Here is a 22,143-nt window from a genome sequence, read left to right on the forward strand (position 1 = left end):
GTCCTCATTTCAGCTTGCATTTGCTCTCCGGGCGGTCGTAGCCGAGCGTGTCGAGCTCGGAGACCTGGTGCAGAAATCCCTCCTGCGGCGACACCGACACCACCATGCGGCCGTCGACCAGCAGGATTGGCTGACGCAGCTGCAGGTTCCAGTCGCGCAGGGTCAGTCTTGTACCCTTGAAGGCCGCGACCGAAAAATCCGGCCCCTTGATGAAGTCGGTGACCTTCTTGACGTCGCCGGAATTGGTGCGCGAGGTGGCCTCGCCGATCATGCGCACCGCCGTCCAGGCCTGCATGTCGAGCGCGGTCATGCGCCGCGAATTCAGCTTGATGAAGCGGTTCTGCATCTGGATCGCGCCCCACTGGTCCTGCGCCGCGTCCCAGCTGCGCGGCACGAGGCCGGCCGAGCCCGCGACGGGGCGCGGATCCCAGGTGCGATAGGGCAGATAGGCGCCGAACACTTCGCTCTCGTCGGCGGCGACCAGCACGTCATAGGCCGGCAATTGTTGCGTGAACACCGGCATCTGGCGCTGGATCAGCGTCACGCCGCTATCGGTGCGGCGCGCGCCGCCCTTGTCCTCGAAGGTCTTCTCTTGCACGATCTTGGCGCCGAAGCGTGAGGCGGTACGCCGGAGCGCGTCTGCAAACAGCTTGTCCTCGTCATGCGAGCCGACCACGAGCACCCAGCGCTTCCACTGCTTCCACACCAGATATTGGCCGAGCGCATCGGCCAGCATCGCGCGCGTCGGTGCGGTGTGGATGACATTGGCGCGGCAATCGGCTTCGCGCAGGCGCTCGTCGATCGCGCCGGCGTTGAACAGCAGCGTGCCGCGCTCACGCAGGGCATCCGAGACCTTCAACAGCGCGTCGGCCGGCAGGTCGGCGATGATGAAGCCGTTTTTCTCGGCGAGCGTAGCCGCAGCCTCGGCCGGGTCTTCGCCTTCCTTGATGCGGCGCTCCTCCAGCGTGAAACGCTGGTTGAGGAATTTTCCCGTGGTGTTGTTGTCCTCGATGGCCAGGCGCGCGCCAGCGACGCCGTCATTCTCCGCGGGTTGCTCGACCAGCGACAACGTCGATCTGGTGCCGGCGACGCCGAGATAGCCGACGCCGATCTGCACCGGGTCGGCCGCGAGCGCGCTCGTCGCGGCAAGACCCAGGCCGATCAGGCCGACCAACCATCGGATCATGTTTCCTCCAGATGTTCTCCCTGGCTTGACCGCCGGTGGAGAATTGTCTCTGCTAAAGCATGACCGATTTGGCCCGGCTTGCAACCCCGCATTTCGTCCCCGCGCGCGCGAGGCCGGGAATCACGATCATGCGAGCGCTGATCTGTTTCGCAGCTTTGCTGTTGACGGGTTCGGTCGCGCTGGCCGATCCGCCAAGGCTCGCGGTGTTCGATTTCGAGCTGATCGACACCAGCCTTCCCGGCGAGTTCTACGGCTCCAAGCCGGAAGAGGCGCGGCTCGAGCGCATCAGCGAGCAGCTGCGCAAGGAACTGGCGCTGTCGGGAAGGTTCCAGCTGCTCGACATCGCGCCGGTCAGGGATGCCGCCCGTCACGCCAATCTGCAGGCCTGCGGCGGCTGTGACCTCAAGCTTGCCGGCCAGCTCGGCGCCGACCTCGAGATCACCGGCATGGTGCAGAAGGTCTCGAACCTGATCATCAATCTCAACATCTATTTGCGCGACGTGAAGACCGGCAACATGATCACCGCCGCCAGCGCCGACATGCGCGGCAACACGGACGAATCGTGGTCGCGCACGATGAGCTACCTGATCCGCAATCGATTGCTGGCGCCGAATTACGGGAAGCCGGAGTAGATTCTTCTCTTCGCGAGCGCCGCTGCACCCTCTCCCCTTGCGGGAGAGGGTGGCTCGCCGTGTAGCGGCGAGACGGGTGAGGGGTATCTCTCCGCGAGTCCAACTCTTATTTGAACGCGCGGTGAGATACCCCTCATCCGGCGCCATAGCCCAAGCTTTGCTTCGGCGTTCTTAAGAACGGCGGCCGTGGGCCGCCTATGCCACCTTCTCCGGCAAGGGGAGAAGGAAGAAAGAAATCACCCCTTCAATCTTTCCGCATGCCAGTGCAGATGATCGTCCATGAAGGTCGAGATGAAATAATAGCTATGGTCATATCCCGCCTGCCGCCGCAGCGTCAGCGGGATGCCCGCCTTGGTGCAGGCGGCCTCGAGCAGCTCGGGCCTGAGCTGTTCTTTCAGGAAATTGTCGGCCTCGCCAACGTCGACGAGGAAGCCGGAATATTTCGCGCCGTCCTCGATCAGCGCCACGGTGTCGTGGTTGCGCCAGGTCTCCTTGTTCGGTCCGAGATAGCCGGTCAGCGCCTTGATGCCCCAGGGCACGAGCGAAGGCGCCACGATCGGCGCGAACGCGCTGGCCGCGCGATAGCGGTGCGGATTGCGCAGTGCGACCGTCAGCGCGCCGTGGCCGCCCATCGAATGGCCCATCACCGATTGCCGCTTGGCGTCGACCGGGAAGTTCTCCGCCACGAGCTTGGGCAGCTCGTCGGTGACATAGCTCCACATGCGATAGTTGCGCGCAAACGGCTGTTGCGTCGCGTCGACATAGAAGCCGGCGCCGAGGCCGAAATCATAGGCATTGTTGGCATCGCCCGGCACGTCGGGCCCGCGCGGGCTGGTGTCCGGCGCGACGAAGATCAGGCCGAGCTCGGCGCAGGCTTTGCGGAATTCGCCCTTCTCGGTGACGTTGGCATGGGTGCAGGTGAGGCCGGAGAGATACCAGACCACGGGAAGCTTTGCGCCGGCGGCATGTGGGGGAACATAGACCGAGAACACCATGTCGGTTCCGGTCGCCTGGCTGGCATGGCGGTACACGCCCTGCACGCCGCCATAGGAAGTGTTGGTCGAGACAGTCTGGATCGTCATGCCGTTATGCTCCGTGGCATCTAACCACATCAGGATTGCAACGCTTGTGTGACCGAATTCGTGGCGGTGTTTGTCAGGCGACGCCGCTGTCGATCGCCAGCCGCACCAGCTCGACCGAGGTCTTCACGCCGAGCTTCTGTCGCATGATCGAGGAGGTGTTGGCGACAGTCTTGTAGGACGACTGCACCAGCCAGGCGATCTCGGACAGGCTCTTTCCGGCGCTGAGCAGCCGCAGGATTTCCATCTCGCGCGCGTTCAGCTTCGACAGCGGGCTTTGCGCCAGCGTCGGTCCTGCAAACGCGATGCTGCGCGCGATCGCGGTCGGCAGATAGGTGCCGCCGCCCCCGACGGCGCGGATCGCCTCGACGAGGTCGTCGGGGTCGCCGGTCTTGGAGACGTAGCCCTTGGCCCCGCACTCGATCGCGCGCGCGGCGAACGCAGGGTCGTCGTTCATGCTGAACATGATGATGCGGGCCTCGGGCGCGCGTTCGAGGATGCGGCGCGCGAGCTCGAAGCCGGACACGGTCGGCAGGTTGATGTCGATGATGCAGAGGTCGGGGCGCTCGACAATGAAGACGCATTCGCCGTCTTCGGCGTCGGCGGCCTCCAAAATCTCGATCTCGCCCTCGTCGGCCAGCACGGCACGGCAGCCGGAGGCGACAATGGGATGATCGTCGACGATCAGAATGCGCATAGGCGTTCCCCGTGACAGCCTCGGCCTGCTTTTGCGCCGCATGATCCGAACAAGAACGCTACGCGTCTCATGTCGCCTCATGCAACCCGGCCGGGATTGCTGTACGCTTTCGATTAGATATCGGGCGCTTCGCCTCTGTCAACGTCATCGGACAGGCGGGGCCAACCTTCGCGAGGCACGGGCGGCACCTATGTGGCAAAATCTATCGTTGCGCGCGCGCATCAACCTTCTGCTGGCGCTGCTGCTGGCGCTGGGGCTCGCGGTCAATATCGGCCGCCAGGTCGCGGAAGCCGGGCCGCGCGTGCAGGCCGAGGACCAGAGCGTGATCCGGCTTGCGCGCGAATTCATCGAGATGATCGTTGCGGATCTGAACGAGGCGCCCGATCCGGATGCCAGGCTGAACCAGATCGCGCGCGATCTGAGCCGCCTGCGCCATGTCAGCATCGCGCTTCAGGACGCCGGCGGTAACCCGCTGACGCCGCCCCGGCCGGCCGACGACGACGCGCGCGGACCGCCGGCCTGGTTCGTCAGCCTCGTTCATCCCGAGCAGACCGCGGTGAGCGTGCCGGTCTCGGTCCATGGCAAGCCGGGCTCGCTGGTGATCACCGCGCATCCCGACGACGAGATCGCCGAGATCTGGGACGCCATCGTGACCCAGCTCGAGGTCGGCTCGGTGATCGCGCTCGCGCTGTTCCTGGTGATGATGACGGTGGTCGGCCGCGCGCTCGCGCCGCTGCAGTCGTTGGCGCAGACGATGACCGCGATCGAGGGCGGGCGTTATGACGCGCGCGCCACGCCGGGCGGTGCGCCCGAGCTGGCCGCGATCTGCGGCAAGCTCAATCATCTCGCGGCGGCGCTCGGCGAGGCGGTGGAGGAAAAGCGGCTTTTGGCCGAGCGCGCGGTGTCGCTCCAGGACGTCGAGCGCAAGGAGATTGCGCGAGAGCTGCATGACGAATTCGGGCCGTATCTGTTCTCGCTGCGCGCCCATGCGAGCGCGCTGGCGAAGCTCGCGGACGGGCGCGCGCCGAATGCCGAGTCGGTCCGGAAGCACGGCAGCGCCTTGCTGGAACAGATCAACCAGCTCCAGCAGTTCACCCGCCGGGTGCTGGAGCGGCTCCGGCCCGTGGGCCTTGCCGAGCTCGGCCTGCGCCAGGCGCTGGAATCGCTCTCGCGGCTGTGGCGGGAGGCGCATCCCGACGTCGCGATCGAAACCGTGATCTCCGCCACGCTCGGGGTCACCGGCGAGACGGCCGATCTCACCATCTACCGCATCGTGCAGGAGGCGCTCACCAACGTGTTCCGCCACGCCGGCGCGACTTCGGTCAATGTCGTGATCGAGCCCGTCGAGCAGGCCGGCGGCCGCGGCTACGCGCGCGTGCGGGTCAGCGACAACGGCCGCGGCATGGAGCCGGGCCAGAAGCTCGGCTTCGGCCTCGTCGGCATGCGCGAGCGCATTCTGGCGCTGGGCGGCACGCTCAACGTCGTCTCCAGCGACGGCGGCTTGACCGTGGAGGCGCTGGTTCCGACGGCGGCGTCCTGATTGCATCGGGAAAAATTCCCGATTTGGTCGGGAAAACGGGTGCGGATAGTGCCAGACCTTTTGTGGCTGGCGGACTCACTGCCGCCGATTACACTCGTCTCAACCAAACGGCGAAAATCAAAACAGCCGGTGGTCACGGATGGGAAGGCAGGGATGGGCAAGCCTCTTTGGTTCAAGCCTCTTTGGTTCAAGCGTCGTTTGTTGATGGCCTCGGTGTCGACGGGGCTGGTGTCGGGCTTGGTCCTTGCAGGCCCCGCCGCAGCCGCGCAGGACGAGGAAACCAACGTCCAGAACCTGCCGCCCGTCGAGGTGACGGCACCTCCGCCGTCGGCTGTGAGGCGCAGTGCGCCGCCGCGGCCGGTCGCGCGCATAGGGGCGCCGGCGTCCGCCAGCCCCAGGACGCGCCTTTACGTCTACCCGACCTCACCGGGCACCGGCCGAGGTCTCGACGTCGACAAGGTGCCGTCCGCGATCAATGCGGTTGATGCCAGCCAGATCAGGCGTACCGCCTCCCCGGATATCGCCATTGCCCTGCAGCAGTACGTGCCTGGTCTCAGCATCAACGAAGTGACCGGCAATCCATTCCAGCCCGATGTGCAGTTTCGCGGCTTCGTCGCTTCACCTCTGGCCGGCACGCCGCAGGGCCTCGCTGTCTACCAGAACGGAGTACGCATCAACGAGGCGTTTTCCGACACTGTTAATTGGGATCTGATCCCGACGGCTGCGATCCGATCGGCAGTGGTCGTAACTAACAATCCGGCATACGGCCTCAATGCCCTCGGCGGCGCCATCGATCTGCAGATGAAGAACGGCTTCAACTATCAAGGTGCCGAAATCGACATCATGGGCGGCTCATTCGGCCGCATCCAGGGCTCCGCACAATGGGGCAAGCAGGTCGACAAGAACTGGTCAGTCTACGGAGCGCTCGAAGGCGTTCACGACAATGGTTTCCGCAATTTCTCGCAATCGGATGTCCGGCGCTTCTATGGCGACGTCGGGTATCGTTTCGAAGGCAACGAGTTCCACCTCAATGGCGGCGTCGCCAACAATTCCCTGGCGGGCCCCAGCACTGTTCCAGCCGAATTGCTCCAGCAATACTGGGGGGCGACCTACACAACGCCGCAAACCGTCTCCAACAAGGTCGGCTATCTCAACCTGACCGGCAAGGTGGAGGCGACGCCGACCTGGACCTTTGAGGGCACGGCGCATCTGCGGAGCTTCAAACAGAGTACCGTGGACGGAAATCCGACCGACGCCCAGCCTTGTGTCGATCCGACCCTGCTGTGCTTTGGCAGTGATACGGTCCCGGCTTTTGGCCTGAATGGCGTTCAGCTCGCCAATACCTTTGCGCCAGACGCCATCCTCGGCGAGATCGATCGCACCAGCACGAAATCGACCACCTTTGGCGTATCCGGTCAGGCGACCAACAGCGACCAGCTGTTCGGTCATGAGAACCGCTTCGTAGTCGGCGCGAGCTATGATGTCAGCAGCACGCGCTTCACCGGCAGTGCTGAATTGGGAACGATAGGCACGAACTATGTCGTCACGGGCAGCGGCGTATTCCTGGGTGCCTCCGGCGACCCGACATCGGTTGGTCCCGTGTCGCTTCGCACCGTCAACCAATATCAGGGGCTCTACGCGCTCGACACGTTCAACGTGGACGATCGCTTTGCGGTGACGGCAGGCGGCCGGTTCAATGCGGCCCGTGTCACGCTGATGGACCAACTCGGTACCGCGCTCAATGGCGATCATACCTATGATCGATTCAATCCGATCATAGGCGGCACCTACAAGATCACGTCTGAAGTGACCGCCTATGCGGGCTATTCCGAAGCCAACCGAGTGCCAACGCCACTCGAACTCGGCTGCGCCGATCCGACGCGGCCGTGCATCATCGGGCAGTTCCTGATCGCTGACCCCCCACTGCAGCAAGTCGTATCCAAGACGTTCGAAGCGGGCTTCCGTGGTACCAAGGAATTGAACATCGGCTCCCTCGGATGGAAAATCGGTGCCTACCGTGCCACCAACTACGACGACATCCTCGCGACCCCGATTCCGGGCCTGACGGGCTTCGGCTTTTTCCAGAACGTCGGCCGGACACGCAGGCAGGGTGTCGAAGCCGAGGTGAGCCTGAAGTCGAATGTGCTTCAGTTCCAGGCGAGCTATGCGTTCCTGGACGCGCGCTTCCTCGACGCGCTGACGCTTGGATCAGAGAGCCCGTTCGCCGACGCCGACGGCAATATCCAGGTCTTGCCGGGCAATCACATTCCGCGCCTCCCTAGCCACCTTATTAAGGCAAGCATCGAATATGCGGTTACCGATGTCTGGAAGGTCGGGGGCGACGCGCTCTTTGTCTCGAGCCAGTATTTCGTCGGCGACGAGTCCAACCAGTTTCCGAAGCTGCCGTCCTATACCGTGTTCAATCTCCACACCTCCTACCAGGTCACCAAGAACCTCCAGCTTTACGGACGCGTCGCCAACATCTTCGACAACCGCTACTCGACCCTTGGCACCTTCTTCGATAGGGAAGCCTTGCCCAACTTCACCAATGGCGGTGCGGAATTTAACGACCCGCGATCGCTGAGCCCGGCAAGGCCCCGTGCGTTCTATGCGGGCATGCGGATGACGTTCTGAGTTCGACACGCAAGCCCGGCCGCCTCTGGAGGGCGAAAGACATCATCATCTTTACTCCGCCCAGCCTCGGGCGAGGATCGCGGCTTGCTGCAAGGAAATGCGCCGGACCAGCGGGTCTGCATGGCGGTGCACCAGCTGCCAATCCGTGCTGTCCTTGCGATAGATTTCCGTGACGCGCAGCGACCAGTCCTGTGCAGGCAAGCCGCCGACCTCCGCGCTCTGGCGTTCGATCATGACGAGAGCGATGAGCCCGTTCGACGCATAGGTCTGCAAGACCTCCAGCTCGGTCTCACCGTTCCTGAAATATTGCGCCAGGTCGGTCAGCCGCTTTGGACTGCTGTCGAATCCGAAACTCGCAGGGCCTCCGAAAGGTTGCATCAGTGTGAAATCCGGAGCAATGCGGACAAGCTGGGACCAACGGTCCATATCTCCACGCATGAAGGCCGCATTCTTCTCCCCGGCGCGCTGGATGATGCTGGCCAGCGCGTCGTCCCCGGCGGTTGCATTGCATGGAAGCTGACCGGAAGCAGGAATTGCCGCCGCCGCTATCATCATAGAGCGCCTCGACATCCCGTGCGGCGAGTCCTGGTTGTCCGGCGAGCCATGGTCTTTGCTCACCCCTTTCGACCTTCTGATCATTTCGAGGCTCCTGATTGCACGATCTGCGCATTCCATGGGGCCTTGATCTCGATGAATCCAGCGATATGATTTCAGCAACATGCTGAACCAAATTGATCTATCCAGGGTCGAACTGAATCTCCTTGTGGTCTTCCGCGTGGTCCTGGAAGAACGCCATGTCGCGCGCGCGGCCGCGCGACTGAACCTGACGCCGTCTGCTGTCAGCCACGCGCTTGGCCGGCTGCGCCTTGTTTTGAACGACCCGCTGTTCCTGCGAACGCCGAAGGGCGTCGTTCCAACGGAGCGGGCCCTGGAGCTCGACCACCCGATCGCTGAAATCATCGCGCGCGTCGAACAACTGGTTGGCTCGGCTAGACCATTCGACCCTGCAAAAAGCCATCGCCGGTTTACGATCGGCGCACCCGATGCCGTTCTCGCCTCAACAACGGGGCAGCTACTCGGTTCGATCGCGAGTAGGGCGCCCCAAATCGACATCGGATTGATCCATGTGATGCCCGCGCCCCGCGGCGGCGCGATCGGCGAACCCTGGCACGAGTGCCTCGAGATGCTCGAAAGACGAGAGTTGGACGTCGCGATGCTGCCGCTGCCGGCGGTATCGCCGCGTTTCGAGGTGCGCAGGCTCTACGACGAGGAATTCGTGCTGGCCATGCGCAAGGGACACGCCTTCGCCAGAGCTCCGACACCCGCGGCTTTCTCGCAATCGCAGCATCTGCTGGTGTCTCTCAGCGGTGAGCCGCGCGGCTTCGTCGATGAGATGTTGGCAAAGCGCGGTCTCAAGCGCCGCATTGCCTTGACTGTCCCGAACTTTATGATGGCGCTCGTCCAGCTTGCAGGGTCCGAACTGATCGCTGCTTTGCCGCGGCGTCTGGTGCAGCAGCACGCCGGGCATTTCGGATTGATGTTCGTCGAGCTGCCTTTCGCCCGTAAACTGGATACGATCTGCGCCATCGCGACCAAGGCTGCGATGAAGGACGCCGGTGTTGCATGGCTGATGGAAGTTGTCTTCGCCTCGGTCGGAGCAGGTCGGAACCGCAATCGGTAATGCGCGCTCGCTCAGTTGGGCGGCCCCCAAACGGTTTCCTCCGTCCAGCCCAGATCGGCAAACTCGGATGCCCTCAACGGCGCTTCGGCAGCTGAAAAGAACTCGTCGAGCTGCGGCGGCTTGATGCGCGTTCCCGACAACATCGTATGCGCCTGCCCACGGTGGTGAATTTGATGCTGAATGAGATGCATCAGCAGCCGGTCGCGTCGCTCGATCTGGACACTGGGATCTCGATTGATCCGCACATCTTCGTTCAACGAGGCAGGTGTCAGAGCATCGCAGACGCCGATGAAGCGCCGGTCCATCGATGCTTGGGCTTCCGAGAGCCCGGCAAGAGCTGGAAATGGGATCGGGTCGTCCCAGGCCTTTGGCCCAAGCCATCCGCCCTCGAGTGCATCGACGTAAAAGAGGTCGACGACATAAATATGGTTCAATGTCCGCAGCAAGCTCGGGAAGAAGCCCGTCCGCTCGACCTCAAATTCGCCTTGGCTCAGCTCGGCGCACGCGCGGAGCAATCGGTGGTTCGCCCAGGCATTGTTGTAGGCGAAGGCGCGATAGGTTTGAACGATCGACATTGCAAACCCCGCGACCTGCTCGGCGCCGCGTTCCTTTACCGATCAGAAACCATAGCAAATGATCTGAAAATTGTAACGAAACGACTTGGCTGTTTCCGGGTAGGTTTGCCGGAGGGCCCGTGCGATGACAGAGCACCAGTTGCGAGAGCGGGAATTCCAGATCGCGCGTTACAGGCTTCTGGAGCGCGAAGTCACCGATCCGCTTGCCGCGTGCCTGCTTCACAGCATCATCGAGGAACTGGAAGCCGAGTTGCGAAGGGACAGACCGGATTCGCACGGGCCGCGCGATTAACCGTTTCTTAGCGCTAATCATGCGGATTATTCGCGAGGGAATGTCAAGGGAGACTGCTCCCATGCTGAAGGACGGCACCTACGCGGCGTGGTACAAGACGCCGCTGGACCAGGGTACCGGGATCGTCCATGTCGCAGACGGACAAATCTGGGGCTGCGACAGCCTGATGACCTATCACGGCTCCTGCAAGGTCGATGGAGATCGCTTCACCGCCACCGTGTCGACGAAGCGTCATACCGACGGACGTGCAACGGTCTTCGGCATCGACGACGAGCTCACGCTGGAGATCGAGGGAAACTGCCCCGGCAAGGTCGCGACTTACACGGCGAAGGCAGCGCAGATGCCGGGAATGATCCTCCAGGGTACGCTCATTCTCACGGAACAGCAGCCGCCCGCGCGTGAGCGAACCGAGCAGGTACCCGCGTTCAATCCCGACAAGCTTCCGAAATTGCCCAAGCGCGCGCGCTGATCGAGCGAGCCGGCGCGTCGGCATGCCCGGTTCAATACAGCATCATGTCGGACAAGGCTTCGCGTCGCCAGCTGGCTAGGCTGGCGCGACGGCCGCAGCAGGACTCGCAATCACTCGGGACCGCGTTTGTGAACGGACGTATGCGTTCTTGCCATCGATGGTGGAGCGCCGGATCGTTCTATCGATGGTTTCGGACGATCGCTCCTGCATTCGCAGCGCGAAGCTGAAGATCATACCGCTCAACGGCAAGGACCGCGACTTCGTGGTGGATGGTCTGGGCTCGCGAGCTGTGATCAATTCGCTGCTGGCGTGCTTCGATGCGGCTCAGGGCCTGAAAGCCAAAAAGAAGGGCAGGGGGTAAATCCGGGCCGTTCTTCTGCATTTTTGCATCCGCAAGTCCCGGAACTCCCGCTTTTCAAGCAGCTTCCGACGCGCCATTGTGCGGCCGCAACAATCGTCTCAAGGGGCAGTATCAATGTCGGACAAGGTCTCGCGTCGCCAGTTTGCCAAGCTGGCGGGATTGTCCGCAGCCGGTATCGCAAATCCGCTGGAAGCCGCCGAGACCAAGCCGGCGCCGCGGGGCGTGGACGGCTTTCCGGCGGGCTTTGTCTGGGGTACGGCGACCTCGTCCTATCAGGTCGAGGGTGCGGTCGACGTCGACGGGCGGGGGGCTTCGATCTGGGACAAGTTCGTGCGCATCCCCGGCAAGATCGAGGACGGCACCACCGGCGATCGCGCCGTTGAGCATTATCACCGCTACAAGGAGGACGTCGCGCTCATCAAGGAGCTCGGCTGCAAGGCCTACCGCTTCTCGGTGGCATGGCCGCGGGTGTTTCCGGATGGCGACGGCAAGCCGAACCCGAAGGGGCTCGACTTCTACAATCGTCTCGTCGACGAGCTCCTCAGGAACGGCATCGAGCCGTGGCTGACGCTCTATCACTGGGACCTGCCGCAATCGCTCCAGGATCGCTTCGGCGGCTGGCGCTCGACCGAGACCTGCAAGATCTTTGGCGACTATGCGGGCTATGTCGCCGAGCGCCTGACCGATCGCGTCAAGAACGTGTTCACGCTGAACGAGAGCGGACGTTTCGTCCAGTTCGGCTATGGCCTCGGCATCGACGCGCCCGGCGTGACGCTGCCGCAAGCAGAGGTCAACCAGGTCAGGCATAACAGCGCGCTCGCGCACGGGCTCGCGGTGCAGGCGGTGCGGGCGCACGGCCGCCGCGGCACCAGGGTCGGGCCGGCCGAGAATATCGACGTCTGCGTTCCCGCAATCGACACGCCCGAGCATGTTCGTGCAGCCGAGATCGCGCTGCGCGAGATGAACGCCGGCTATCTCAACGTCATCATGACGGGCCGGTATACCGACGCCTTCCTGAAATACGCGGGCGCCGATGCGCCGAAATACACCGACGCCGAGCTGAAGATCATCTCCTCGCCGGTCGACTTCCTCGGTCTCAACATCTACGCGCCGCAGAACTACGTGGTGCCCTCCGACCAGGGCGCGGGCTTCATGCCGCTGCCGATCCCGAAATCATTCCCGCACATGAACTCGAACTGGCTCCGCGTCGCGCCGGAGACGATCTACTGGGTGCCGAAGCTGGCCGCAAAGATCTGGAAGACGGATGCGATCTATATCAGCGAGAACGGCACCTCCGGCGACGACGTGGTGACGCCCGACGGCAAGATCTACGACACCGACCGCATCATGTACCTGCGCAACTATCTCGCCCAGCTCCAGCGCGCGACCGCCGAGGGCGTGCCGGTGCGCGGCTACTTCCTCTGGAGCCTGCTGGACAATTTTGAATGGGTGTTCGGGCTCAACAAGCGTTTCGGGCTCTATCACGTCAATTTCGACACGCAGGTGCGCACGCCGAAGCTCAGCGCGACCTTCTACCGCAACGTGATCGCGAAGAACGCGGCGGGGGCGTAGCTTTCTCCGTCTCACGGATTTTCCGCCGCGCGTAAAATCCGACCTCTTCCCGCAGGCGAGGCGAGGTAACGCAAGATCGCGCGGCCACGGCCGTTTAGCCTGACAGGCCAATCGCTTCACCGGTATCACCGCGCCTCATGCGGAACCCGCGTTTCTACTGTGCATCTTGTTGTTTTTCAGTTTTTGCGTGGAGGCTGCGCAGCCCCGCACGTTGACTCCACTCTTCCCCTTATTCAGAAACGACATCAACACCCATAAACAAGAGGACAACGCCAATGGCTGACGCGCTGATCATCGATGCCTGCCGGACCCCGCGGGGCGTCGGCAAGGCCGGCAAGGGAGCACTCTCGGGCATTCATCCGCAGCAGCTCGGCGCGACCGTGCTGCGCGCGCTCGCCGATCGCACCGGCATCGACACCGCCGACGTCGACGACATCGTCTGGGGCTGCAGCGCGCAGGTCGCGACCCAAAGCGGCGACCTCGGCCGCATGTCGGCGCTCGATGCCGGCTACGACGTGCGCGCCAGCGCGGTGACGCTGGACCGCTTCTGCGGAAGCGGCATCACCAGCGTCAACATGGCCGCGGCCTCGATCATGTCGGGCACCGAAGACCTCGTCATCGCCGGCGGCTGCGAGATGATGTCGATGGAAGGACGCCGCGGCGGCGGTCCGATGATGATGGACTCCGGCAATCTGCGCCTGCGCGCACGGCATCCGCAGTCGCATCAGGGCGTCTGCGCCGACGCGATCGCGACGCTGGAAGGCATCACGCGAAGCGACGTCGACGCGCTCGGTCTTGAAAGCCAGAAGCGCGCAGCGCAGGCGATTGCCGGCGGCCACTTCAAGAAGAGCCTCGTGCCCGTGCGTCGCGAGGACGGCAGCCTCGCGCTCGATCATGAAGAGTATCCGCGGCCGCAGACCACGATGGAAGGGCTGAGCGCGTTGAAGCCCGCATTCCCCGCGATCGCCGACTATGCGCTCGACGACAAGGGCACGACCTATCGCGGCCTGATCCTGCAGAAATATCCGGACCTGAACATCGACTTCATGCATCACGCCGGCAATTCCTCCGGCGTCGTGGACGGTGCCGCCGCGATCCTGCTCGCGTCGCCCGCTTATGCCAGTGCGCACGGCCTGAAGCCGCGCGCTCGCGTCGTCGCGATGGCCAACATGGGGGACTCGCCGACCCTGATGCTGAACGCGCCGGTACCGGCCACGCGCAAGGTGCTGGCGAAGGCGGGGCTGTCCATCGACGACATCGACCTGTTCGAGATCAACGAGGCCTTTGCGGTGGTGGCGGAAAAGTACATCCGCGACCTCAAGCTCGACCGCGGCAAGGTCAACGTCAATGGTGGCTCGATCGCACTTGGCCATCCCATCGGCGCCACCGGCTCGATCCTGATCGGCACCGTGCTCGACGAGCTCGAACGGCGCGACCTGAAGCGCGGTCTCGTCACCATGTGCGCCGCCGGTGGCATGGCTCCCGCGGTCATCATCGAGCGTATCTAGCGCGAGCGAAGCTCGTCGCGCCCCCGTAAGAACAGGGTGGGAGAGTAGCTGAGACGCCGCAACACGACGATCTAGCCTTATTTTTCAGGGTGAATCGCGACCGGCCTTTCACAAAGAGGCCGGTCGTCGCTTGTCGAAAGCGGCGAATCAGCTTTAGCAAGGCGGCGTGCGGGCCTTTGAAACAAGGCAAAAACCGCTGCCGGAGGCTCCTTCCGCTCTGGAAGCCGCTGAAAAGCAGGGTTTTTTGCCCCAGAGGGCCAAAAAAGCCCGTAAAATCGCGACAAAACTGTGCAGAAGGCTCTGGGCCTTCAACGGTTGGTCTAATATGCAACCGGCAACGAATCAGAGGAGACACGATGCCAACCCAAATGTCCAAATCGCAGCTGATCGAAAAGATTGCGACCGCCACCGAGCTTTCCAAGCGCGACGTCAAGAGCGTCATGGAGACGCTGACCGACGTCGGTCACAAGGAGCTCAAGAAGAACGGCCTGTTCCTGGTGCCGGGCTTCGCCAAGTTCGTGGTCATCAAGAAGCCCGCGACCAAGGCGCGCAAGGGTACCAACCCGTTCACGGGTGAAGAGATGATGTTCAAGGCCAAGCCGGCCCGGAAGATCGTCCGCGCCCGCCCGGTCAAGGCCGCCAAGGACGCGGTGGGCTAACAACGCAAAGGCCCCCTCAGCTTGGAGGGGGCCTTTTGTTTGGGGCTGCCGCGAGGGCTTGAGACGGAGGGCTCAACCCTTGCGGCGCTTCACCCGGACCGGAACGGGCTGAAGCCGCGGCCCGGGTGCCGCCAGCGCATCGCGAACCCGGTCGATCGCACGATCGAGCAGCTGACGCAGCCGCTGCGTCTTCCGCGATCGCCTCGCTTTTTCCAGCAGTTTCTTCATCGCCTTCACTCCGCCGCTTCGACCTTGGCATCAGCCGGCTCGAGCGCTGCGGCGATGGCCTCGTCGACGCGCTCCAGCCAGATGAATTCGAGGTTGTCCCGCGCGCTCTTCGGGATGTCGTCGTAGTCCCGCTTGTTGCGCGCCGGCAGCATCACCCGCTTCAGTCCGGCGGCGGCCGCAGCCACCACCTTCTCCTTGATGCCGCCGACCGGCAGCACCAGGCCGCGCAGCGAGATCTCGCCGGTCATCGCGGTGTCGCTGCGCACCGTGCGATTGGTGAGCAGGGACGTCAACGCCGTGAACATCGCAACGCCCGCGCTCGGTCCGTCCTTCGGGGTTGCGCCCGCCGGCACGTGAACGTGGATGTCGCTCTTCTCGAACACCGACGGATCGATGCCGAGCTGCGTGGCCTTGCTCTTCACCAGCGTCATCGCGGCCTGCACGCTCTCGCGCATGACGTCGCCGAGCTGGCCGGTCAGGATCATGCCGCCCCGGCCCGGCACGCGCGAGGCCTCGATGAACAGGATGTCGCCGCCGACCGGCGTCCAGGCAAGGCCGGTGGCCACGCCCGGAATGCTGGTGCGCTGCGCAATCTCGCCCTCGAAGCGCGGCTGGCCGAGCACGGTGCCGATGTCCTTCGGGCTCACCACGACCTTGGCAGCCGTGCCCTCCGCGACCTGCACCGCGGCATGGCGGAACAGCTTGCCGATCTCGCGCTCGAGGTTACGCACACCGGCCTCGCGGGTGTAACCCTTGACGACCAGCTTCAGCGCCTCTGGCTCGATCTCGGCCTGCTCGGCCGTCAGGCCGTTGGCCTCCAACTGCCGCCGCACCAGATAGCGCTTCGCGATCTCCAGCTTCTCCTCTTCGGTGTAGCCGGCGAGGCTGATCAGCTCCATGCGGTCCAGCAGCGGACCCGGAATCTGGTCCAGCATGTTGGCCGTCGCGATGAACACCACGCGCGACAGGTCGAACGGCACGGCCAGATAGTTGTCCCGGAACGTCCCGTTCTGCTCGGGGTCGAGCACCTCCAGCATGGCGGCCGAGGGATCGCCCTGCACGCCACGGCCCATCTTGTCGATCTCGTCCAGCATCATGACGCAGTTCCGCGTGCCGGCCTTCTTGATGCCCTGGATGATGTTGCCGGGCAGTGCGCCGATATAGGTGCGCCGGTGACCGCGGATCTCGGCCTCGTCATGCACGCCGCCGAGGCTGACGCGCACGAACGGGCGATCCATCGCGCGTGCGATGGACTGGCCGAGCGAGGTCTTGCCAACGCCGGGCGGGCCGACGAAGCACAGGATCGGGGCCTTGCCGTGCGGAGCGAGCTTGCGCACCGCCAGATATTCGATGATCCGGCCCTTGATCTTCTCCAGGCCAAAGTGATCGGCGTCGAGGATGCGGCGTGCTTCCGTGATGTCGATCGGCTTCTCCGCGGGCAGCGCCCAGGGCAGTTCGATCAGCCAGTCGAGATAGGTGCGGACCATGCCGGACTCACCGGCAGCCTCCGGCATGCGCTCGTAGCGCCGCAGCTCCTTCTTGGCGTGCGCCTCCGCTTCCGGCGGCATGTTGGCCTTGGCGATGGCAGCCGTCAGCTCGGCGACCTCGGCCGCCTTGCCGTCGCCTTCGCCGAGCTGGCGCTGGATGGTCGCCATCTGCTCGCGCAGGATCGCCTCGCGCTGCCGCTCGTCGAAGGAGGCCTTGGTCTTCTGGCCGATCTCGTTGGAGATGCGCAGCACCTCCAGCCGCTCGGCCAGGTGCTTCGACACCTTCTCGACGCGCAAGGCGAGGTCGATGGTCTCCAGCACCTCCTGCTTGTCCTGCGGCTTGATGTCCATGAACGAGGTCGCCAGGTCCGCCAGCGCGCCGGGCGCGGTGGTGTTCTGGAACATCGCGACCAGCTCGGGCGGCGCCTGCGGCAGCAGCTCGACCGCCTCGATGGCCTGGCGCTGCAGGTTCAGCGCGCGCGCCTCGATCTCGGGCGAGCTCGTGGTCGGCTCGGGGATCTGCTGGAAGCGCGCGGCCAGGAACGGTGTCCCCGGCAGGAAGTCGAGGATGCGGGCGCGCTGCACGCCCTGGCAGACGATGTGATGCGTGCCGTCGGGCGCGGTGATGTAGCGCACGATGTTGGCGATGGTCGCGACCCGGTAGAGATCATCAGGCCCGGGCTCCTCGATCTCGGGGCTCCGCTGCAGGACGATGCCGACCGGCCGCTGCTCGCGCAGCGCCTGCTGCGCGGCGGCGATGGACTTCGCCCGGCCGATCGCGATCGGCGCGATGGCGCCGGGAAACAGCACCATCTCGCGCACCGGGATGACGATCAGCGCGTCTTCGGGAATCTTCACGTCGGGATTGTTCTGGGAATTGGCTTGTGCGGTATTCATTTGTTCGGTGGCCATGATCGACCTCAGGATTTGGCGAGGCGCAGCGCGACGCAGCCGTCCATCACGAAGCGGCTGATGGCGTAGCGGCCGACGGGCAATGCAATGCGGCGCTCAAAACGCCCTTGCGGCAGCTCGAGCCGGTGGATGCGCGCGTTGCGAAGCTCCGGCGGCAGCGTGCGCTGGCCGGAGATGACGAGCACGCCGTCGAGGATCACCGTCTCAACATTATCGGGATTGACGCCGGGAAGCGCGACCAGGATCAAAAGCTCATGCTCGGTCTCGAGCACGTCGATCGGCGGCTCCCAGCAGGCTTCCTGGCGGCCGAACTGCTGCCGCAGCCGTTCGGCGCGGGTCAGCGAGTCCAGGGCTTCGGACAGCATCCAGTCGAGGGGATTTTTGGGTTGCATGGCAAAACTCGGGGAAGGCGCTGCGGTTGGAAAACGAGCATATGGGGACGGTTCCCCAAAATTCCAGCATCGCGCGTTTGGAGCATGCCTGGCCTCTCCAACCGGAAAAGGCCCTTGTCGTCGCACGCTTCGACGCCGCGGGGGATATTCCGCGGCATCAAAGGCAACAGTTGGGCGCCGTCGTGCCGATCAGGCCGCGGCGCGGTACTCCTCTTCCGCTTCGAGGTTGATGACCGAGGTCGCGAGCTCGGTCAGCGTGTGATCGGTCGCCTCTTCCTCGTCCAGCGTCTCCTGGAGCAGCCTTGCCGCGTCCGGCATACCGAGCTCCTCGGCCCAGGTGCGCAGCGTGCCGTAGCGGGAGATCTCGTAGTGCTCGACGGCCTGAGCGGCCGCGAGCAGGCCGGCATCGAGGGCAGGGGCGTTCTTGAAATCCTTCATGATCTCAGCGCCCTCGTCGGTGATGCCGTTGATCGCTTCGCAGGGCTTGCCGCGGGCCGGCTTGCCCAGCATCTTGAAGATCTGGTCGAGCCGTTTGACCTGGCCCTGCGTCTCGCGCAGATGCTTGTTGAAGGCGGCGGCAAGGTCCTTGGAATGCGCGGCCTTGGCCATCTTGGGCAGCGTCTTGATGATCTTGTTCTCGGCGAAATAGATGTCCTTCAGCGTCTCCAGGAACAGGTCGCTCAACATCTTCGGTGTCTGACGCGGACGGCGCGCCGCGGTCTTTTTCGCGTTCGCTCGTTTCTTTGCTCTTTTAGCCATAAATCCTCCTCTTGAGGCGACACGGGAAGGGCGATGCCCTCCTCAATCCTCGCGCGACCAAGACTCTGCGAGGGCAAATGTTCCTCGCGAAGGCCTCCTCCAGCGGTTATGGATTGCGGCTGCACCTCGCATGAGACCCACCCGCATGCTCGACTTTGCCCTGTCCGCCTTCGTGACGCTGCTGCTGGTGGTCGACCCCGTCGGCCTTGCGCCGGCCTTCCTGGCCGCGACCGGAGGCATGCCCGACAAGGTCAAGCGCACGATCGCGCTGCGCGCTCCGCTGATCGCGGCCTCGATCCTGGTGGTGATCTCGCTGGCCGGAAACTGGCTGTTGCGCCAACTCGGGATCGGCATCCCCGCCTTCCAGATCGCCGGCGGGTTGCTGCTGTTCGGCGTCTCCTACCAGATGATCTTCGGCGACCGTCCGCATCGCGAGGCGCGCGAGGCCGACAAGGCGACCTCGGAGCACGCCTCCGACGTCGCGGTGTTTCCCTTGGCCATCCCGATGATGGCCGGTCCCGGCGCGATCGCGACCACGCTGCTGCTGACGGGCAATGCCGGCTATGGGGCCAAGCTCGCGATTATCATCGCGGTCGTCGTCTCCGTCTGCCTGCTCTGCATGCTGTGCTTCGTCTCCGCGAGCCTGATCGCGCGCACCCTCGGGCGCACCGGAAATGCCGTGCTCTCACGCGTGCTTGGCATGCTGCTCGCAGCCTATTCGGTGCAGTTCGTGATCAACGGAATTGGGGCCGTCCGGGCGAGCTTTTCGTAAGTCTGCGACAATCTGCTAATATACTGATTTTACAATTGGTTTTTTGATGTAACGGTACAGCCGGCAAGGCAGCAGCCAATCCCGGCCGCTTTCTCTTGCACTGCCATATAGCTTTGACGTACTCCCGGTCTAACAAAGGTCCATCGTCAAGAAGCCGAGAAGAAACCGAGATATCGATGACAGCGGATGAGCTCGACAAGAGACAGGCCATCATCGACGCGTGCCGCCGCATGAACGCGCTCGGCATCAACCAGGGCACCTCGGGCAATATCAGCGTCCGGTATGCAGACGGGCTTCTGGTCACGCCGACCAGCGTGCCCTATGACGCCATGACGCCCGACCAGATCGTGTTCATGGCGATGGACGGCTCCCATGCCCCCGGTCAGAAGCCGTCCAGTGAATGGCGCTTCCACCGCGACATCCTGAAATCGCGGCCCGACGTCAACGCCGTCGTCCACGCTCATCCCACCTATTGCACTATCCTGGCGATCATGGGCATGGAGATTCCGCCCGTGCACTACATGATCGCCGCCGCCGGCGGTGACAGTATCCGTTGCGCGCCCTATGCCACCTTCGGAACTGCGGAACTGTCCGAGCATGCGCTGCGGGCGCTGGAGGGCCGGCTCGCCTGCCTGCTCGACCATCACGGCATGATCGCGGTCGGCAAGACGCTGGACAAGGCGATGTGGCTCGCCGTCGAGGTCGAGACGCTGGCGCGGCAGTATCACGGCTGCCTCCAGATCGGAAAACCGCCGCTGCTGTCGAGTGCCGAGATCGAACGTGTCAGCCAGCGCATGGCCGGCTACGGCATGTCGGAAGGTTAGGGCGGGCAAAAAGGTGTTCGCGCGGATCAGACACATCGCCGATCGCAAGGGATCGAACCGCGTCATGGTTCGCCTGCGCGCGCTCTTGCGCAGCAACGAGTTCTACCTGATCCCGCTGGCGCTCGTGATCGGCACGCTCACCGGCGCCATCGTGACGCTGATGGCCGAGATCGCGCAGATTGCCCATATGGTGATCTACGGCATTCCCGTCGATGTTCGCCTATCCGCCCACGCCCGGGTCAGCCCCTGGGCGGCCCTGATCGCGCCCGCGCTCGGCGGACTGGCGCTCGGTATCATGGAGTGGTGGCGGCGGCGGCTGAAGATCTCCAACGCGGTCGACCCGATCGAGGCGAACGCGCTACGCGGCGGCAATCTGTCGATGCGTGACAGCATGGTGGTGTCGAGCCAGACGCTGATCTCGAACGGCTGCGGTGCCTCGGTCGGCCTCGAGGCCGGCTACACCCAGATCGGCTCGGGGATTGCCTCACTGTTCGGCAAGTTCTTCAATCTGCGCCGCAACGATCTGCGCCTGATCGTCGGTTGCGGCGCCGCCGCTGCGATCGCAGCGGCGTTTGGCGCGCCGATCACCGGCGCCTTCTATGCCTGCGAGCTGATCGTCGGCGTCTATTCGGTCGGCAGCGCCGCGCCGATCCTGGCGGCCTCGCTTGCTGGCGCGCTGACCGCGCAATGGCTCGGCGGCGCGCCGTACTCCATCGAAATACCGAAGGTCAGCGCGGTCGGCGTCGAGCAATATCTGGCATTGATCGGGCTTGCGCTCATTACCAGCGGCGTCGGCATCGCGGTGATGCGGTCGTCTTCGATGTTCGAGCGCCTGTTTGTCTGGCTGCCGGTCTGGCTGCGCCCGGTGATCGGCGGCCTTATCGTCGGCAGCTTTGCCATCGTCACGCCGCAGGTGCTCGCGGCCGGCCACGGCGCCATGGTGCTCGATCTCTTTCACGACATGACGATCGGCCTGATCGCGCTGATCATCGCCCTGAAGGTGACGGCCTGCCTGATCTCGCTCGCCTCGGGCTTTCGCGGCGGACTGTTCTTCGCTTCGCTGTTCGTCGGCAGCCTGATCGGAAAATTCTTTGCCGCGTTGCTGTTGCTGATCAGTCCGGATTTCGTGATCGACCCGCTGGTGGCGATGCTGACGGGCATGGCGACGCTCGGCGTCGCCATTGTCGGCGGTCCGCTGACCATGTCGTTCCTCGTGCTCGAGATGACCCGCAATGTCGACGTCACCGCCGTGGTGCTGGCCGGCTGCATCGTCACCTCGATCTGCGTCCGCTTCATGTTCGGCCATTCCTTCTCGACTTGGCGCCTGCATCTGCGCGGCGAGACCATCCGCAGCGCCAACGACGTCGGCTGGCTGCGCAACCTGACGGTCGAGCGGCTGATGCGCTCCGACGTCGGCAAGGTGCCATCGACCACGACGATCGCCGCCGTGCGCGGTGAATTCGCGCTGGGCTCGCGGCCCGGCATCGTCATCGTCAACAATGCCGACGAATATGTCGGCCTCGTCCTGCTGCCCGACCTGTTCTCCAGCGATCTCGACAGCATCGCCGACGACATCCAGGTGATCGAGCTCGCTCGCCTGACCGAGATCGTGCTGATCCCGGAAATGAACGTGAAGTCGGCGATGGCCGTGTTCGACGAAGCGGAAGCCGAGATGCTGGCGGTGGTCGATTCCACCGACAGCCGCAAGGTGGTCGGCTTCCTCACCGAGACGTTTGCCCGCCGCCGCTATGTCGAGGAGATCGACAAGGCCACGCGCGGCGTGCTCGGGGCGCTGTCGTAGGGGTCTGCGGCCCCGGGGTCGAGAGAGGTATTGGGGGAGGGGGCCATCGCACCCGGAGGCGTCCGGCCTCCGAATTTCCTTGA

General features: G+C 64.1%; 22 protein-coding genes. 13 read left to right on the top strand and 9 right to left on the bottom strand.

What is annotated here, in order from left to right; all coding sequences use genetic code 11:
* Positions 1–4: 4 nt before the first annotated feature.
* Positions 5–1,186 carry an ABC transporter substrate-binding protein gene (locus tag QJT78_RS18345; protein WP_028151301.1) on the bottom strand — a complete coding sequence of 394 codons (1,182 nt, stop codon included), beginning with the start codon at positions 1,184–1,186 and terminating at the stop codon, positions 5–7.
* Positions 1,187–1,245: 59 nt separating this feature from the next.
* Here QJT78_RS18345 and QJT78_RS18350 point away from each other — a divergent pair, with 59 nt between their 5' ends.
* The gene (locus QJT78_RS18350) at positions 1,246–1,818 is read left to right on the top strand and encodes a DUF3280 domain-containing protein (protein WP_028151302.1); all 573 of its coding nucleotides are present in this window, start codon (positions 1,246–1,248) and stop codon (positions 1,816–1,818) included.
* 236 nt (positions 1,819–2,054) lie between these two features.
* Here the strand turns inward: QJT78_RS18350 and fghA are convergent, their stop codons facing one another.
* Together fghA and QJT78_RS18360 are read right to left on the bottom strand one after the other, a co-directional pair.
* Complete coding sequence (fghA, locus tag QJT78_RS18355; protein ID WP_028151303.1) at positions 2,055–2,900, bottom strand: S-formylglutathione hydrolase; 846 nt, start codon at positions 2,898–2,900, stop codon at positions 2,055–2,057.
* Between the two features lie 73 nt (positions 2,901–2,973).
* Positions 2,974–3,594: a response regulator transcription factor gene (locus QJT78_RS18360; RefSeq protein ID WP_014493646.1), complete on the bottom strand. Its 621-nt coding sequence runs from the start codon at positions 3,592–3,594 to the stop codon at positions 2,974–2,976.
* 190 nt (positions 3,595–3,784) lie between these two features.
* On the opposite strand from QJT78_RS18360, the gene QJT78_RS18365 reads away from it, so the two are divergent.
* On the top strand, positions 3,785–5,134 hold the full coding sequence (locus QJT78_RS18365) for a histidine kinase (RefSeq protein WP_038944077.1): 1,350 nt from the start codon (positions 3,785–3,787) through the stop codon (positions 5,132–5,134).
* Between the two features lie 153 nt (positions 5,135–5,287).
* Positions 5,288–7,768 carry a TonB-dependent receptor gene (locus QJT78_RS18370; RefSeq protein ID WP_028151306.1) on the top strand — a complete coding sequence of 827 codons (2,481 nt, stop codon included), beginning with the start codon at positions 5,288–5,290 and terminating at the stop codon, positions 7,766–7,768.
* 51 nt (positions 7,769–7,819) lie between these two features.
* On the opposite strand, the gene QJT78_RS18375 is transcribed toward QJT78_RS18370, so the two are convergent.
* Complete coding sequence (locus tag QJT78_RS18375) at positions 7,820–8,407, bottom strand: nuclear transport factor 2 family protein (protein WP_038944078.1); 588 nt, start codon at positions 8,405–8,407, stop codon at positions 7,820–7,822.
* A 124-nt stretch (positions 8,408–8,531) separates the two neighbouring features.
* On the opposite strand from QJT78_RS18375, the gene QJT78_RS18380 reads away from it, so the two are divergent.
* Positions 8,532–9,449 carry a LysR family transcriptional regulator gene (locus tag QJT78_RS18380; RefSeq protein WP_348652387.1) on the top strand — a complete coding sequence of 306 codons (918 nt, stop codon included), beginning with the start codon at positions 8,532–8,534 and terminating at the stop codon, positions 9,447–9,449.
* Positions 9,450–9,460: 11 nt separating this feature from the next.
* On the opposite strand, the gene QJT78_RS18385 is transcribed toward QJT78_RS18380, so the two are convergent.
* Positions 9,461–10,024: a DinB family protein gene (locus QJT78_RS18385; protein WP_038944080.1), complete on the bottom strand. Its 564-nt coding sequence runs from the start codon at positions 10,022–10,024 to the stop codon at positions 9,461–9,463.
* Positions 10,025–10,148: 124 nt separating this feature from the next.
* Between QJT78_RS18385 and QJT78_RS18390 the strand changes: the two genes are divergently transcribed.
* The 6 genes from QJT78_RS18390 (at position 10,149) to QJT78_RS18415 (ending at position 14,885) form a co-directional block, all read left to right on the top strand.
* Complete coding sequence (locus QJT78_RS18390; protein ID WP_166343176.1) at positions 10,149–10,316, top strand: hypothetical protein; 168 nt, start codon at positions 10,149–10,151, stop codon at positions 10,314–10,316.
* Positions 10,317–10,377: 61 nt separating this feature from the next.
* Complete coding sequence (locus tag QJT78_RS18395) at positions 10,378–10,785, top strand: hypothetical protein (protein WP_028151308.1); 408 nt, start codon at positions 10,378–10,380, stop codon at positions 10,783–10,785.
* A 148-nt stretch (positions 10,786–10,933) separates the two neighbouring features.
* The gene (locus QJT78_RS18400) at positions 10,934–11,146 is read left to right on the top strand and encodes a hypothetical protein (RefSeq protein WP_162136528.1); all 213 of its coding nucleotides are present in this window, start codon (positions 10,934–10,936) and stop codon (positions 11,144–11,146) included.
* Positions 11,147–11,260: 114 nt separating this feature from the next.
* On the top strand, positions 11,261–12,718 hold the full coding sequence (locus QJT78_RS18405; protein ID WP_028151310.1) for a GH1 family beta-glucosidase: 1,458 nt from the start codon (positions 11,261–11,263) through the stop codon (positions 12,716–12,718).
* 275 nt (positions 12,719–12,993) lie between these two features.
* Positions 12,994–14,226 (top strand): acetyl-CoA C-acetyltransferase, encoded by a 1,233-nt coding sequence (locus QJT78_RS18410; protein ID WP_038944471.1) that lies wholly within the window; start codon positions 12,994–12,996, stop codon positions 14,224–14,226.
* Positions 14,227–14,582: 356 nt separating this feature from the next.
* Positions 14,583–14,885 carry an HU family DNA-binding protein gene (locus tag QJT78_RS18415; RefSeq protein ID WP_014493658.1) on the top strand — a complete coding sequence of 101 codons (303 nt, stop codon included), beginning with the start codon at positions 14,583–14,585 and terminating at the stop codon, positions 14,883–14,885.
* Positions 14,886–14,957: 72 nt separating this feature from the next.
* Here the strand turns inward: QJT78_RS18415 and QJT78_RS18420 are convergent, their stop codons facing one another.
* From QJT78_RS18420 to QJT78_RS18435, 4 genes are all read right to left on the bottom strand, one after another.
* Entirely contained in the window at positions 14,958–15,122 is a 165-nt protein-coding gene (locus QJT78_RS18420) for a hypothetical protein (RefSeq protein ID WP_155258150.1), read from the bottom strand.
* On the bottom strand, positions 15,119–17,512 hold the full coding sequence (lon, locus tag QJT78_RS18425; RefSeq protein ID WP_028153729.1) for an endopeptidase La: 2,394 nt from the start codon (positions 17,510–17,512) through the stop codon (positions 15,119–15,121). Before lon ends, QJT78_RS18420 begins: the two co-directional genes overlap by 4 nt.
* 8 nt (positions 17,513–17,520) lie before the next feature.
* Complete coding sequence (locus QJT78_RS18430; protein WP_014493661.1) at positions 17,521–17,904, bottom strand: Hsp20/alpha crystallin family protein; 384 nt, start codon at positions 17,902–17,904, stop codon at positions 17,521–17,523.
* 189 nt (positions 17,905–18,093) lie between these two features.
* Positions 18,094–18,663 carry a ferritin-like domain-containing protein gene (locus tag QJT78_RS18435; RefSeq protein WP_028153728.1) on the bottom strand — a complete coding sequence of 190 codons (570 nt, stop codon included), beginning with the start codon at positions 18,661–18,663 and terminating at the stop codon, positions 18,094–18,096.
* A 145-nt stretch (positions 18,664–18,808) separates the two neighbouring features.
* Between QJT78_RS18435 and QJT78_RS18440 the strand changes: the two genes are divergently transcribed.
* The 3 genes from QJT78_RS18440 (at position 18,809) to QJT78_RS18450 (ending at position 22,060) form a co-directional block, all read left to right on the top strand.
* Positions 18,809–19,435, top strand: a complete 627-nt coding sequence (locus QJT78_RS18440; RefSeq protein WP_028153727.1) for a MarC family protein — start codon at positions 18,809–18,811, stop codon at positions 19,433–19,435.
* Between the two features lie 176 nt (positions 19,436–19,611).
* The gene (locus QJT78_RS18445) at positions 19,612–20,259 is read left to right on the top strand and encodes an L-fuculose-phosphate aldolase (RefSeq protein ID WP_028153726.1); all 648 of its coding nucleotides are present in this window, start codon (positions 19,612–19,614) and stop codon (positions 20,257–20,259) included.
* 13 nt (positions 20,260–20,272) lie between these two features.
* The gene (locus tag QJT78_RS18450; protein ID WP_028153725.1) at positions 20,273–22,060 is read left to right on the top strand and encodes a chloride channel protein; all 1,788 of its coding nucleotides are present in this window, start codon (positions 20,273–20,275) and stop codon (positions 22,058–22,060) included.
* The last annotated feature ends 83 nt before the right edge of the window (positions 22,061–22,143 follow it).

The organism is Bradyrhizobium sp. Mp27, from assembly GCF_029953005.1.
Taxonomy (GTDB): Bacteria; Pseudomonadota; Alphaproteobacteria; order Rhizobiales; family Xanthobacteraceae; genus Bradyrhizobium; species Bradyrhizobium barranii.

Excerpts from the sequence above, each read along its gene's own strand:
- QJT78_RS18390 (WP_166343176.1), top strand. The coding sequence starts at position 10,149 with ATGACAGAGCACCAGTTGCGAGAGCGGGAATTCCAGATCGCGCGTTAC.
- QJT78_RS18375 (WP_038944078.1), bottom strand. The coding sequence starts at position 8,407 with ATGATCAGAAGGTCGAAAGGGGTGAGCAAAGACCATGGCTCGCCGGAC.
- QJT78_RS18365 (WP_038944077.1), top strand. The coding sequence starts at position 3,785 with ATGTGGCAAAATCTATCGTTGCGCGCGCGCATCAACCTTCTGCTGGCG.
- QJT78_RS18410 (WP_038944471.1), top strand. The coding sequence starts at position 12,994 with ATGGCTGACGCGCTGATCATCGATGCCTGCCGGACCCCGCGGGGCGTC.
- QJT78_RS18360 (WP_014493646.1), bottom strand. The coding sequence starts at position 3,594 with ATGCGCATTCTGATCGTCGACGATCATCCCATTGTCGCCTCCGGCTGC.
- QJT78_RS18370 (WP_028151306.1), top strand. The coding sequence starts at position 5,288 with ATGGGCAAGCCTCTTTGGTTCAAGCCTCTTTGGTTCAAGCGTCGTTTG.
- QJT78_RS18435 (WP_028153728.1), bottom strand. The coding sequence starts at position 18,663 with ATGGCTAAAAGAGCAAAGAAACGAGCGAACGCGAAAAAGACCGCGGCG.
- QJT78_RS18440 (WP_028153727.1), top strand. The coding sequence starts at position 18,809 with ATGCTCGACTTTGCCCTGTCCGCCTTCGTGACGCTGCTGCTGGTGGTC.
- lon (WP_028153729.1), bottom strand. The coding sequence starts at position 17,512 with ATGGCCACCGAACAAATGAATACCGCACAAGCCAATTCCCAGAACAAT.
- fghA (WP_028151303.1), bottom strand. The coding sequence starts at position 2,900 with ATGACGATCCAGACTGTCTCGACCAACACTTCCTATGGCGGCGTGCAG.
- QJT78_RS18345 (WP_028151301.1), bottom strand. The coding sequence starts at position 1,186 with ATGATCCGATGGTTGGTCGGCCTGATCGGCCTGGGTCTTGCCGCGACG.
- QJT78_RS18445 (WP_028153726.1), top strand. The coding sequence starts at position 19,612 with ATGACAGCGGATGAGCTCGACAAGAGACAGGCCATCATCGACGCGTGC.
- QJT78_RS18430 (WP_014493661.1), bottom strand. The coding sequence starts at position 17,904 with ATGCAACCCAAAAATCCCCTCGACTGGATGCTGTCCGAAGCCCTGGAC.
- QJT78_RS18405 (WP_028151310.1), top strand. The coding sequence starts at position 11,261 with ATGTCGGACAAGGTCTCGCGTCGCCAGTTTGCCAAGCTGGCGGGATTG.
- QJT78_RS18395 (WP_028151308.1), top strand. The coding sequence starts at position 10,378 with ATGCTGAAGGACGGCACCTACGCGGCGTGGTACAAGACGCCGCTGGAC.
- QJT78_RS18415 (WP_014493658.1), top strand. The coding sequence starts at position 14,583 with ATGCCAACCCAAATGTCCAAATCGCAGCTGATCGAAAAGATTGCGACC.
- QJT78_RS18350 (WP_028151302.1), top strand. The coding sequence starts at position 1,246 with ATGACCGATTTGGCCCGGCTTGCAACCCCGCATTTCGTCCCCGCGCGC.
- QJT78_RS18385 (WP_038944080.1), bottom strand. The coding sequence starts at position 10,024 with ATGTCGATCGTTCAAACCTATCGCGCCTTCGCCTACAACAATGCCTGG.